The organism is Mumia flava, assembly GCF_002797495.1.
Lineage (GTDB): Bacteria > Actinomycetota > Actinomycetes > Propionibacteriales > Nocardioidaceae > Mumia > Mumia flava.
The window spans coordinates 329,323-342,332 of the sequence record NZ_PGEZ01000001.1 but is presented as its reverse complement, the minus strand read 5'-3'; the positions used below and the strand labels follow the sequence as shown (position 1 = coordinate 342,332).

Here is a 13,010-nt window from a genome sequence, read left to right as displayed (position 1 = left end):
GTCTCCGAGTCTCGGCGCGCGACACCGGCCCCGCGACCCCGCGCTGTGTCCCGTTCGGTCAGCGGCGCGGCTCCCAGCGAAAGAGCCGGACTGCCAGGGCCACAGCAACCAGCACCCACGCCAGGGTGGGGACCAGCAGGGGCAACGAGTCGGCGAGGGCGACTCCGCCGTTCCAGGCGTCGACGACCAGCTCGGTCGCCGACCCGCCGGGGAGGAGTCGCTTGAGGAGGGTGAGCTCGTCGGTCCCCGCGATCCCCACCCAGCTGGCCACCGCGATGATGCCGAGACTCACGGGCAGCGTGGTCACCTGCGCGTGCTCGGGCGACGTCGTGAGGCCCGCCGTGGCGAGGGCCAGCGCGACCATCATGACGACGGACGCCAGGATGGCCACCACCAGCAGCGGCACCTGCGCGGGGCTGCTCGCGACCACACCGAAGACGGCCAGGATCGCGACCACCTGGAGGAGCGAGATGACCGTGAGGGGAAGAACCAGGCCGGTGAGGATCCCGGAGTCCGAGGCGGCGGTGGAGCGGAGCCGCTTGAGGAAGAGGTTCTGCCTACGCGAGGCCAGCGTGGTCACCGCGGTCGCGTACAGCCCGAAGGCCATCACGGTGAAGACCACGATCGCCGCGATGTAGCCGAGGCTCGCCTCCTCGGTGAAGAACTCGTGGCGGTAGACGAAGAACGCACTGACGACGAACGGGATGACCAGCCCGGTCACGAGGACGAGCCGGTTCCGGAAGATCTGGATCAGCTCGCTGCGAGCGATCTCGAGCATGGGTCGTTCCTCTCGTGGGGAGGCCGGTGGCCGTCGGTCGGTGGGCTCAGGCGGCTTCGAGGGCGCGGAAGACGTCGTCCAGACGGGTCGGACCGGCTTCCAGCTCCTCCAGCTCGACCCCGGCGCCGTGCGCCCAGTCCAGCAGCCGGTAGAGGTCGCCCTGCAGGTCGAACGTCTCGACGTGGAAGGCCCCGTTGCGCGCTCCGACGGTCGGGGGCTCGGGCGCCCCGGGTGGGAGGGCGAAGGTGATCACCGACGGCAGGGTCTGCGTCAGCTCGACGACGGTTCCCTCGCGGCGCAGGGTGCCGTCGTGCATGAGCCCGATCCGGTCGGCTCGCTGCTGGGCCTCTTCCAGGTAGTGGGTGGTGAGCACGACCGTGGAGCCGTCCTCACGGAGGCGGTCCACCGCGGCCCAGAGTGCATCCCGCGACTGGATGTCGAGGCCCGTCGTGGGCTCGTCCAGGATCACCAGCTCGGGGCCGCCGAAGACAGCCGTGGCGAAGTCCAGGCGACGCTTCTCCCCACCGGACAGCTGTGACACGCTCGCATCCTTCTTCCGCGTGAGCCCGGAGACTCCGAGCACGCGGCCGACGTCGTCGTCCCGTCCGCTCAACGCACCGAACAGGCCGACCGACTCCTCCACCGTCAGATCGGGCGAGAAGCCGCTCTCCTGCAGCATGATGCCCATCCGCGGCCGCACCGCTCGCCGGTCCTGCGGGCTCCTGCCGAAGATCCGTACGGCCCCGGAGGCCGCGCGACGGTGACCTTCGACGACCTCCAGCGTGGACGTCTTGCCTGCTCCGTTCGTGCCGAGCAGTGCGTAGAGCTCACCGGGTCGGACCTGCAGCGACAGGTCGCGTACGGCCTCGAAGTCGCCGTACGTGACGTGCAGACGCTCGACGTCGATGACGGGAGAACCGGGCATCGAGCACTCCTCTCGTGTTCGGGTCGGTGCCGTGCGATCAGGTTCTCGCGCGAGCCTGCGGCGTCGCATCGGTAGAAGGCCCTGATCTCGCCGCCGGTCACGTGCCCCGGCGCCAGGCACCAGGCCTGACAGGTGCCGTCGGCATCGGTGACAATCGCCTAGACCGGGGCGAACGGGGATGGGAGAGCGCGTGGACCTCGTGGGCCGGCGCGCGGAGCGCGAAGCGGTCGACCACCTGCTCGCCGAGGCGCGGGCCGGGCGGAGCGGGGCGCTCGCGGTGCTCGGCGAAGCCGGGATCGGGAAGACGGCGCTGCTCGAGCACGCCCGCGCGGTCGCAGCACGATCCGGGTTCCGGGTGGAGACCTCGGTCGGGGTGGAGGCCGAGATGCAGTTCGCGTTCGGCGCTCTCCACCAGCTGTGCGCGCCTCTCCTGACGCAGCTCGACGCGTTGCCCGAGCCGCAGCGGGTCGCTCTGGCTGTGGCGTTCGGGCAGCGCGAGGGAGCTGCTCCGGACCGCTTCCTGATCGGGCTGGCCGTCCTCAACCTGCTGGCCGAGGTTGCCGAGGAGCAGCCGCTGATGTGCGTCGTCGACGATGCGCAGTGGCTGGACGAGGCGTCGGGTCAGGTGCTGGCCTTCGTGGCGCGGCGCGTGGCCGCCGAGCGGATCGCCCTGCTCTTCTCGATGCGCGATCCCGCCGACGGCGGCGACCTGAGCTCGTTCGTCGGACTGCCCGAGCTGCGCCTCGACGGGCTGGACGACACCAGCGCACGAGCGCTGCTGGCCGCGACGCTCCCGACGCCGCTCGACGACGGCGTGCGCCACCGGATCATCGCCGAGGCACGCGGCAACCCCCTCGCGTTGCTGGAGCTGCCGCGCGGTGCGCCTCCGACGCGGCTGGCCGGCGGGTTCGACCTGCCGGACGCGTCGAGCGTCCCGCGCCGCATCGAGGACAGCTTCCGGCGGCGCTCCGTGAACCTGCCGACCGAGACCCAGCTGCTTCTGCTGCTCGCAGCGGCCGAGCCGACCGGGGACGCGGCTCTGCTGTGGCGCGCAGCCGCTCACCTGGGCATCGATCCCGAGACCGTTGCGCCCGCAGAAGCTGCCGGGATGCTGGAGATCGACAGCCGAGTCCGGTTCCGGCATCCGCTGGCGCGCTCGGCCGTGTACCAGAACGCGACCGAGCCGGACCGTCGGCGCGTGCACGGTGCGCTGGCGGCTGCCACCGATCCTCGGCTCGATCCCGATCGGCGTGCGTGGCACCGTGCACGGGCGCTCCTGGGAGCCGACGAGGACGTCGCCGCGGAGCTGGTGCGCTCAGCCGGGCGAGCGCAGTCCCGCGGCGGGTTGGCCGCCTCGGCGGCGTTCCTCCGGCACGCGGCCGAGCTCACGCCTGACCCGGCCGTCCGGGCCGGTCGTGCGCTGGACGCTGCCCACGCCGAGCACGAGGCCGGTGCGTCCGAGGCTGCGCTGGAGCTGCTCGCCGTCGCTGCGACCGGGCCGTTGGCGGCCATGCAACGCGCTCGCCTCGACCTGCTCCGCGCCGAGATCGCGTTCCATCTGACGCGGACCAGCGACGCGGTGGGGATGCTCGTCGACGTAGCCAGGACGCTCACGCCGCTCGACGCGGGCCTGGCCCGCGAGAGCTACCTCCGCGCGCTCGACGCCGCGATCGTCACGGGCGACGCGGGTCCCGGTGGACGGGTGCTGGAGGTGGCCGAAGCTGCTCGAGCCGCGCCCGCACCACCGGGCCCGGCGCGACCGGCTGACCTGCTGCTCGACGGGCTGGTGACGACGTTCACCCTGGGGTACGAAGCGGGCGTGCCCGGACTTCGGCGCGCGGTGGAGACGTTCCGCACCCGCGAGCCACGCGCTGACGGCGAGGGCTCGAGCGACGGCCAGCGCTGGCTGTGGCACGCCAGCCGCACGGCGACGGCGCTCTTCGACGACGAGGCGGTCCACGAGCTGGGTCGTCGCCACGTGGACCTCGCACGCGAGTCGGGCGCGCTGGCCACCCTCCCCGCGGCGCTCCTCTTCCGTTCCGTGTCGCTGGTGCTCGCCGGCGACCTGGCCCGCGCGACCGAGCTCGCCGACGAAGGAGTCGCGATCGCGGCGGCGACCAGGGCGATGCCCTTGCTCCACGCCGAGCTCATCCTGGCGGCCTGGCGCGGCCGCCCGGAGCAGACGGCCGAGATCTCCGCCGCCATCGTCAGCGGGGCCGGCCCTCGAGGGCGCGGCACCGAGGTCTCACTCGGCCAGTACGCCCTGGCGGTGCTCCACAACGGCACGGGCGACTACCGTGCCGCGTCGGACGCCGCCGCGCGCGCCTGCGAGTCGGCTGAGCTGAACCACAGCAACCTGGCTCTGCCCGAGCTCGTCGAGGCTGCGTGTCGCACCGGCCAGCAGGATCGCGCGGCTCGTGCGCAGCACGAGCTCGGCGCGCGGGCCCGCGCCGCCGGGACCCCGTGGGCACTCGGGCTCGAGGCGCGCTCCCGGGCCTTGACGACCACCGGCCCGGGCGCCGAGAGCCACTATCTCGAGGCGATCGAGCACCTGAGCAGGTGCCGGATGGCCGTCTACCTCGCCCGCACCCACCTCGTGTACGGCGAGTGGCTCCGCCGCGCACGTCGGCGCCAGGACGCCCGCGTGCAGCTCCGGACGGCCCACGAGCTGTTGTCCGACATGGGCGCGGAGGGGTTCGCCGCCCGCGCTGCACGCGAGCTGCGTGCCACCGGCGAGCACCCACGGAAACGCACCGCCCAGCCCACCGACGCACTCACGCCCCACGAGCTGCAGATCGCGAGACTGGTGGCCACGGGAGCGACGTCCCGTGAGGTGGCGGCGCAGCTGTTCCTCAGCCCTCGCACGATCGAGGCCCACCTCCGCAACATCTTCCGCAAGCTGGGGATCACCTCACGCCGACAGCTCAGGGAGCTGCCGCTCTCCTGACTCCTCGCCGGCGGCCGCGTCGGGATCCGGCGCAGCGACGTCACCGCCTCAGCCCCGGGTCACCCGCAGGGTACGCAGGGTCGGGTCGGCTGCGTACGCGATGCGCACGCCGGCGTGCTGAGCGTCGCGAAGGGCCGCGCGGGTCTCGGCGGTCACGCGTTCCCCGGGGGCGAGCACCGGGATGCCGGGAGGGTACGGCGCGACGAGCTCGGCGCTGACCCGGCCGACGGCGTCCTCCAGGGGCACAGCCTCGGCCGCTGCGAAGAACGCCTGCCGGGGAGGCGTCGCGGTCACCGCCTCGACCCGGTAGGTCGACGGCCCGACGACGGGTCGGGGCGCGCTGCGGTGTCGCGCGACGGACGCGACGATCTCGCCGGCGAGCCGGTCCAGCGACTGCGCGGTGTCGGCCAGCGACACCACGGCGACGATCACGTCGCGGTCGGCGGACTCGACGGGCAGCCCGGCGGCCAGCAGGTCGCGCTCGACGGCGTTGCCGTCGGCGCCCGTGCCGCTGAGAACGAGGGCCAGCTTGAGCGGATCCATCGCTGCGCCGTCGAGGACGGCCAGCCCGTCGACGGCCCGCAGCCGGTCGCGTGCTGCCCTGGTGGCGGCGATCGCGCCGCCCAGCAGCTCCTCGCCGTCACGCTCGAGCAGCGCGCGGGCGGCGTCCGTGCTGGCCAGGATCGCGCCGGCGGGGCTCGTGGTCGCGGTCGCCTCCACACCGGCGTCGAGGCGGGCCGCATCGATCCGCTCGGTGCGTGCGAGGACGAGCGCGGCCTGGCTCCACGCCGGCAGCGTCTTGTGCGCACTGGTGATCATCACGTCGGCGCCGAGCTGGAGCGGGTGGCGCGGCAGGTCGGGGTGGAAGCCGAAGTGTGCCGCCCAGGCCGCGTCGACGATCAGCGGGACGCCGTGGTCGTGAGCGGCGTCGGCGATCCCGGCGACGTCGCCGACCGTGCCGACGTACGACGGGTCGCCGACGAACACGGCCCGTGCGTCGGGATGGTCGGTCAGCGCCTCGCGTACGGCCGTCGGTGGTACGCCGAGCGGCAGCCCGGTCTCCGCATCGATGTCCGGCCGGACCCAGACCGGCGTCAGGCCGGCGAGCACGAGCCCGAGCAGCAGCGAGCGGTGCAGCGTACGGCTGACGACGACCTCGTCGCCGTCGCCCGCCACCGCGAGCGCGACCGCCTGGTTGGCGTGCGTCGCACCGCCGGTCGAGAAGCGGCAGACGTCCGCGGCCCACAGCCGTGCGGCACGGCGCTCGGCCTGGGTCAGGGTGCCGCCGGTGAGCTTCATCGTGTCCAGGCCGGCGTAGAGCGGGACGTCGCCGGCGACCACGTCGCCCACGAGATCGGTGCGCTGCTTGTGCCCGGGGATGGTGAACGGCGTCGGCGGCTCCTCGCGGAACCGCAGCCAGGCATCGAGGAGCGGCGCGTCGTGTCGCAGGCCGCGGGGGTCAGTCGGCATCGGGCCTCCAGTCGGTCGGCGTCGTGCTCAGGACCGTGATGAGTGCGGTCGTGAGGGCCCTGACCTGGCCGAGGTCGACCCACTCGTCGACCGCGTGCAGCCCACCGCCGGAGGGTCCGCAGACCAGAGTCGGGCAGACCTGCTGCCACAACGGTGCCTCCATCCAGTACGGGGCGTCGAACGTCGGCGTCGTCCCCAGCACGTCGCAGAGCCGGCCGGCGAGGTCTGCGGCCGGCCCGGCCGGGTCCATCCGCCAGCCGTCCCGGTGCGCGAGCAGCGCGGCGTCGGCGCGCCACCCGGGAGCGATCAGGGATCGGACCTCGTCGAGTGCTGCGGCGCTGGCCAGCTCGGGCCGGGTCCGCATCTCGACGAGGCACTCGGCGTGGTCGGGCACGACGAACGCGGAGGAGCCGCCGGCGGCAACGGTCGCCACGAGGTCGCCGCCGGACTCGCGGACGGCGTCGGCGCGGGCGTCCACGGCGTGGAGCAGGCGACCGAGGTGGGTCACGGCGTTGACGCCGAGCTCCGCCTGCGAGCTGTGCGCCGCCACGCCCTCGAAGGTCACGCGCACCACGGCGAAGCCGCGCAACGACCGGCACGGGGCGAGGTCGGTCGGTTCGGCGATCAGGCAGACGTCAGGCCGGATCCCGAGCGTCGGGAGCGCGGCGATGACGGCCTCGCTGCCGAGGCAGGCGTGCTCCTCGTCGGAGACGAGCGCGAGCACCGGCCGTACGGCCGCGCCGGCTGATGACAGGTGCTCCGCCGCGGCGACCATCGCAGCGACACCGCCCTTCATGTCGGCGGCGCCGCGGCCGCTGAGCCGGTCTCCGTCGACGTGGGGCACGAACGGGTGCGCCATCCCGTCGACACCGACCGTGTCGAGATGACCGACGAACACGATCGTCGGCTGGTCCTCCGGGCCGGGCGCCACGGCGAGCAGGCTCGGTCGATCCGCGACGCCCGGCGCGTCCACCACCGTCGTAGCGAACCCGGTGGCGTCGAGTCGCGTGCGGACGTGCTCGACGATCCGCGTCTCTCCGGCAGCTCCGGGCACCAGTCCGGGGTTGACGCTGTCGATCGCCACGAGCTCGGCCAGCAGCTCGACGGCGCTGATCTCCGCCTCGTGCATGGTGCGAGCCTACGGATCCGGAGCCGTCCCTGGCATGCCGTTCGCTCAGCCGCCGGCGTTCAGCAGCCCGAGGAGCACCGGATAGGTGACCGACGTCTGCTGTGACGGGTTCGCGACGTCGACCACGTCGTGCGGGAGGCCGAGGCGTGCCGGGAAGGCCCGTGCGATGACGTGGGCGCCCTGCTCGCGCCACTGCCGTACGAGGACCTCCGTGCGAGCGTTCGCGACCTCGGTGTCCGCTGCGTTCGTGACGACCGTGACGTCCACGGTCTGCGGTGGTTCGCGGTCCGACTCGGCCAGGATCGCACGCGACAGCAGCATCATCTCCGCCGCGCCGCTGATCGTCTCGCCCCCGTACGCGTGGTCGAGGTCGCCGGTCGCCGACACGGAGAAGTCCGGGAGGCGGGAGACGAGGTTCGGCGCCGCCCAGCCGAGCGGGCCCGGCAGGACGCGCAGTCCGACCGCGGGGGCGACGGCGACGACGCGCTCGACCTCGCGGTTCTGGGCCGTCCAGGCTGCGACCAGCCCGCCCATCGAGATGCCCATCACCCGGACCGAGTCACCGAGGCCGGCGGCCACGTCCACCGACGCGTCGGCCCAGCGGACCATGTCCTCGGCGGAGAACGAGGATGCCTCGGAGACCGGGCCGATCCCGGTGCCGCTCTCGTCGGCGATCCCGTGCTTGGGCGCTCGCAGCACCACGACGTTCATCCCCTCCGTCCGGAGCGACTCGGCGATCTCGCGGAACTGCCGCGGACAGTTGGTCAGGCCGTGGAACAGCACGACCGCGACCTGCGTACGCGCGCCCGTGTCGTAGAGCGCGCTGCGGCACGGCTCGAAGACGTTCTCCTCGTCCTCCGGAGCTGCCCACGCCTCGAACAGCTCCACGGCCTCGCCGCGGTTCGTCGCCGGCTCCCCGTGCGACTCCTCCAGCGCGCTGACGTCGACGGGGACGAGGGCCAGGCCGAGCGTGAGGAGGATGAACGCGAGCAGTGCGACCCCGGTCCAGCGGAGGACGCGGCGTACGGCGGAGCGCCTCGGTCGTGGGGAGGGACCGGCCGGCTGACCGGAGCCGTCGCCGTCGGTGGTCGGGTCTGCGCCCATCCCGTGTCTCCCCGTGGACTCGAGCGGTCCTGTTCACCGAAGCGTGGACCCATCGGGCGGGCCCGGCAACCGAAGGGCGGGTCGCACCGGGGACCGCGAACCGTTCGAGGTCGAGGCGCTCCGGCCTAAGCGCTCCGTGCGGCCCGGATGGACGGGTAGTTGGCCTCGGCCCAGTCGCCCACGGGCTCGAGCAGGGCCAGGAGCTGCTGGCCCAGGTCGGTCATGGAGTACTCCACTCGGGGCGGGACCTCGCCGTAGCTGTGCCGGAGCACCAGGCCATCGTGCTGCATCTCCTTGAGCTGTTGCGTGAGCATCTTCGCGGAGACCTTCTCGAGGCTGCGCCCCAAGGAGTTGAACCGCTGTGGTCCCTCGCGCAGCTCCCACAGGATCAGCGCCTTCCACTTCCCGCCGATGAGGTCGACCGCGAGGTCGAGACCGCATGAGTAGCCGTCCATGACACTTCCTTTTTGGTAAGTACTGCACTTTAAAGTGCATACTAGCGCTCGGGTCTGTATGAGTGGATGGTAAGTGCCATGAGCCTTCACGGTCCCTCCACCGCTCCATCCGGCACGACACCGCGCGCGTGGCGCCCCTGGGCTGGTCTCGCCGTCCTGGCACTGCCCACGCTGCTGCTGTCGCTCGACATCACCGTGCTCCACTTGGCGGTGCCTCATCTGTCTGCCGACCTCGACCCCACCGCCAGCCAGACCCTGTGGATCATCGACATCTACGGGTTCCTGCTGGCGAGCCTGCTCATCGCGATGGGCGCCGTCGGCGATCGCTGGGGAAGGCGTCGACTCCTCCTCGTCGGAGCGCTCGCCTTCGGGGCGGCCTCGACCGCTGCCGCCTTCGCGCAGACCCCCGAAGCCCTGATCGCCGCGCGGGCCACCATGGGCATCGCGGGCGCTGCGATCATGCCGTCAACTCTCTCGCTCATCGCGAGCCTCTTCCCCGATGCTCGTCAGCGGGGCACGGCCATCGGGATCTGGGCGGCGATGTTCTCCGTGGGGATCGCCTTGGGGCCGGTCCTGGGCGGCGTCATGCTGGAGCACTTCTGGTGGGGTTCGGTGTTCTTGCTGGGCGTCCCCGTGATGGTGCTCCTGCTGCTGGCCGGGCCCCGACTCCTGCCCGAGCCGGCCACCGACGCACGGGTCCAGGTACGGCCGTCGAGCGTGCTGCTCCTCATGGGCGCGTTGTTGGCTGCCACGTACGCACTCAAGGACGCGGCGTCGCACGGAGCTGGCGCCCCAGCCCTGCTCGGCGTCGTGGCCGCACTCGTCCTCGGCACCGCCTTCGTGGTCCAGCAGCGTTCGGCGTCCTCGCCGCTGCTCGACCTGTCCCTGTTCGGTGAGCGCCGGGTCCGAGCCACCCTGGTGTCCCTGCTGGTCAGCGTCGGCGCCGTCGGCGGGATCTACCTGTTCGTCACCCAGTTCCTCCAGCTCGTCGCCGGGCTCGACCCGCTGCCTGCGGGGCTCAGCCTCGTACCGGCAACGGCCGTGCTGATCGCGACCTCGGTGCTGGCTCCGAGCCTGGCTGCGCGCATCGGCGCGGGTCGGGTGCTGGCAGGCGCACTGGCGATCTCCGCGGCGGGATTCGTGGCGCTGGCCGCCACCTCGGCCGGCAGCTCCCACTGGTGGGTGGTGGCCGGGTTCGCCGTCGTCTACGCCGGAGTCGGCCCGGTGATGGCTCTGGGAACGGATCTGGTGGTCGCGTCCGCTCCGCCCGCGCGGGCCGGCGGGGCGGCTGCACTGAGCGAGACCGGCAGCGAGCTCGGCATCTCGTTGGGCGTGGCGATGCTCGGATCCCTCGGCACGGCGGTGTTCGCCGCGCGTGCCGGAGCTGACGTGGACGGTGGACTGGACTCCCTGAGCGCGGTGGCGGCGCAGGCCGGCCGATCGGCGGAGGCGAGCGGTGCCGTCGGCGTCGCCCAAGCGGCCTTCGTCGACGGGATGACCACCGCCAGCTGGGTCGCGGCGGCCCTCCTCGTGCTCGCGGCCGGGGTGACCTGGCGAGCCTTCTCGGCCGTGAGGGACAGGGCATGACCTTCGGCACGACGCCGCCGTCCGGTCGGGGAGGCGCTGTGACGCGACCGCCGCGTGTGATGGTCGTGGACGACCAGACGTTGGTGCGGCAAGGCATCCGTGCGTTGCTGGATCTCAGCAGTGAGGTGGCTGTGGTGGCGGAGGCCGCCGATGGCGACGAGGCCATGGCGAGGCTCGCGGAGATCGCGGTGGACGTCGTGCTGCTCGACCTGCGTACGTCAGGCTGCGACGGGCTCTCCGCACTTGCCGACCTGAAGGCGCGGGGGTTCGACGTTCCCGTCCTGCTGCTCACCACCGTCTACGACGAGCGGCAGGCGGGTGACGCGCTCCAGGCGGGTGCTCGTGGATACCTGCTCAAGGACGTGTCCTTGGCCCAGCTCGTCGGAGCGATCCGCTGCCTCGCGAACGGCGGCACCTTTCTCCAACCGGTCGTGACCGAACGGCTGCTGCGCGTCGTGAGGACGCGCCGGACGGATCTGGACGCGACGCCGAACCCGGTGCCCCTCACCGCGCGCGAGGTGGACGTCCTCCGACTCGCGGCCTCGGGCTGGTCGAACCGAGAGATCGCGGCGGGTCTGCATCTGGCCGAGGGCACCGTCAAGAACCACATGTCGGCCGCCCTGGTGAAGCTGGGAGTCCGCGACCGGACGAGGGCGGTCCTGCGTGCACTCGAAGAGGGACTGCTCGCGCCCGCGTCGAGCGCCGAAGCGCCGTGAGCGTACTCCTCGCGGAGTGGCGTTGCGCGACCACAACCGTGACTTTCGGCACGCCCGCAGTCCGCCCGTGTTTCCTAAGGTCGGACGTAAGACGCCCGCCACCTGAAGGACTCGACATGTCGCTCCCGGCCGTTGAGGCGTCCCTCGACGCCCGTCCAGGACCGGCCGCCCGATGGCCTGCGTATGCCATCGCGGGAGGTGTAGGACTCTTCTGCGTGGTGGTCGGCGCGATGTGGGTGGTCGACCACGTCGTCCACGGTCGGCCGATCGACGGCACGGCGTGGATCATCCTGGGCGCGACCCTGCTCCGGATCCTCACCATCGGTATCGCGCTCGCCAGTGTTCAGGCGTGGGGCAGGGCGCTCCCGAACGCGCTGGTCCTGACGGGTCTGTGGGGGTGTGCCGCCGCGCAGATCGTCTACCCTGCCACCGAGCTGGTCGTGAAGGTGGCCGTCCTGCTCGGGCTGCTCGACCTTCCTCCCACGGGCATCGGCAACATGAGCGCAACCGGTTGGTTCAACTTCTCGATGGCCTGGCTCGTCTTCGGCGTTCCCGGCCTCCTGTTCGTCGCCGCCGCGCGATCGTACGTGAGTCGCCGGGGGAGTGCGGGGTGGTGGCCGCTGGTGGGGACGGTTGCGGGGACGGTGCTGCTGTTCGGCATCGGGTGGATGATCGGATGACCGATGACTACTGACGAGGAGCCGGGCCACACCGGCCTCGACCCGGTTGACGACCTGCGGATCCGCGGCGTCACCTGCGTCGACGGGCGCCTGCGGGATCTGACCATCGAAGGCGGCGTGCTGATCCGCGCGCGCGTATCACCGGACGGTGCCGTCGGCGGGTCCCTTCCCGTGCTCGACGGGCGCGGCCTGGTGGCACTGCCCGGGCTGGTGGAGGCTCATTGCCACCTCGACAAGACGTTGTTCGGGCGACCATGGGTCCCGCACCTGGCGGAGGACTCACTGACCTCCCGCGTCACCACCGACCGAACCCATCGCGCGCGGCTGGGCATCCCCGACCCGATCGCGATGCGGGCGCTCCTGGCCCAGATGGCGGCCACGGGCACCAGCCTCGTCCGCAGCCACACCGACGTGGATCCCGAGGTGGGGTTGCTGGGCATCGAGCGGGTGCGTGACGTCGCCAGCGAGGTGGCGCACGTGATCGAGGTGCAGCAGGTGGCGTTCCCGCAGCACGGCTTGCACGCCAACCCCGGGACGCTCGACCTGATGGCAGCCGCCCTGGCTGAAGGGGCCCAGGTGGTGGGAGGACTCGATCCCACCTCGGACGGGGACGCGCGGGACTACCTCGATGCGATCTTCGCGCTGGCAGAGCGCCACGGCGCGAAGGTCGACCTGCACCTGCATGCGCGGGGCGACGTCGGCCTTCAGGAGCTCGATCTGGTGATCGAGCGCACGAAGACGCTGCACATGGCGGGGCGGGTCGCCGTCAGCCACCTGTACTGCGTCGGAGATCTCGATCTCGACGGCGTGCGGGCGCTGGCCGACAAGCTCGCCTCGGCCGGCGTCGGGGTCGTGACGGCGGCGCCGTACAGCTTTCCGGTGCCACCGATCCGGGAGCTCATGGCGGCGGGCGTGGTGGTGGGATGCGGACACGACGGCATCCGGGACCTGTGGGGGCCGTACGGGACGGGCGACATGCTCGACCGCACGCGCCACATCGCCATGCGCAGCGGCTACCGGAGCGACGCGGACATCGAGCTGGTGCTGGCGGCGGCCACCAGCGGCGGACGCCGGCTCCTGGTCGGCGAGGCGGGTGGGATCGTCGAAGGTCGGCGAGCGGACCTGATCCTGGTCCCGTCGTCATGCGCCGCCGAGGCGGTGGTCGCAGCACCGCCTCGACGGCGCGTCGTACGCGGCCGCCTGCGGTGAGCCACCCGCG

The 13,010-nt window shown here is 72.5% G+C and carries 11 protein-coding genes; 5 read left to right on the top strand and 6 right to left on the bottom strand.

What is annotated here, in order from left to right; translation table 11 throughout:
* Positions 1-58 precede the first annotated feature (58 nt).
* Positions 59-778 carry an ABC transporter permease gene (locus tag CLV56_RS01610; protein ID WP_039368777.1) on the bottom strand — a complete coding sequence of 240 codons (720 nt, stop codon included), beginning with the start codon at positions 776-778 and terminating at the stop codon, positions 59-61.
* Between the two features lie 46 nt (positions 779-824).
* Positions 825-1,703: an ABC transporter ATP-binding protein gene (locus CLV56_RS01605; protein ID WP_039368774.1), complete on the bottom strand. Its 879-nt coding sequence runs from the start codon at positions 1,701-1,703 to the stop codon at positions 825-827.
* Positions 1,704-1,881: 178 nt separating this feature from the next.
* Here CLV56_RS01605 and CLV56_RS01600 point away from each other — a divergent pair, with 178 nt between their 5' ends.
* Positions 1,882-4,650, top strand: a complete 2,769-nt coding sequence (locus tag CLV56_RS01600; protein WP_039368771.1) for a helix-turn-helix transcriptional regulator — start codon at positions 1,882-1,884, stop codon at positions 4,648-4,650.
* 48 nt (positions 4,651-4,698) lie between these two features.
* Here CLV56_RS01600 and CLV56_RS01595 read toward each other — a convergent pair whose 3' ends face one another.
* The 4 genes from CLV56_RS01595 to CLV56_RS01580 all read right to left on the bottom strand — a co-directional run bounded on the left by CLV56_RS01595 (position 4,699) and on the right by CLV56_RS01580 (position 8,808).
* Positions 4,699-6,120 carry an aminotransferase class I/II-fold pyridoxal phosphate-dependent enzyme gene (locus CLV56_RS01595; RefSeq protein WP_039368769.1) on the bottom strand — a complete coding sequence of 474 codons (1,422 nt, stop codon included), beginning with the start codon at positions 6,118-6,120 and terminating at the stop codon, positions 4,699-4,701.
* Complete coding sequence (locus CLV56_RS01590; RefSeq protein ID WP_100414284.1) at positions 6,110-7,249, bottom strand: M20 family metallopeptidase; 1,140 nt, start codon at positions 7,247-7,249, stop codon at positions 6,110-6,112. The genes CLV56_RS01595 and CLV56_RS01590 overlap by 11 nt, the downstream gene beginning before the upstream one ends.
* 45 nt (positions 7,250-7,294) lie before the next feature.
* Positions 7,295-8,353, bottom strand: coding sequence for an alpha/beta hydrolase (locus tag CLV56_RS01585; protein WP_039368765.1), 1,059 nt, complete (start codon positions 8,351-8,353; stop codon positions 7,295-7,297).
* Positions 8,354-8,478: 125 nt separating this feature from the next.
* The gene (locus tag CLV56_RS01580) at positions 8,479-8,808 is read right to left on the bottom strand and encodes a winged helix-turn-helix transcriptional regulator (RefSeq protein WP_039368762.1); all 330 of its coding nucleotides are present in this window, start codon (positions 8,806-8,808) and stop codon (positions 8,479-8,481) included.
* Between the two features lie 78 nt (positions 8,809-8,886).
* Here CLV56_RS01580 and CLV56_RS01575 point away from each other — a divergent pair, with 78 nt between their 5' ends.
* From CLV56_RS01575 to CLV56_RS01560, 4 genes are all read left to right on the top strand, one after another.
* Positions 8,887-10,395, top strand: coding sequence for an MFS transporter (locus CLV56_RS01575; protein ID WP_157805038.1), 1,509 nt, complete (start codon positions 8,887-8,889; stop codon positions 10,393-10,395).
* A 59-nt stretch (positions 10,396-10,454) separates the two neighbouring features.
* Positions 10,455-11,111 carry a response regulator gene (locus CLV56_RS01570; protein WP_039368887.1) on the top strand — a complete coding sequence of 219 codons (657 nt, stop codon included), beginning with the start codon at positions 10,455-10,457 and terminating at the stop codon, positions 11,109-11,111.
* Between the two features lie 215 nt (positions 11,112-11,326).
* On the top strand, positions 11,327-11,791 hold the full coding sequence (locus CLV56_RS01565; protein WP_039368756.1) for a hypothetical protein: 465 nt from the start codon (positions 11,327-11,329) through the stop codon (positions 11,789-11,791).
* 3 nt (positions 11,792-11,794) lie between these two features.
* On the top strand, positions 11,795-13,000 hold the full coding sequence (locus CLV56_RS01560; RefSeq protein WP_100414282.1) for an amidohydrolase: 1,206 nt from the start codon (positions 11,795-11,797) through the stop codon (positions 12,998-13,000).
* Positions 13,001-13,010 lie beyond the last annotated feature (10 nt).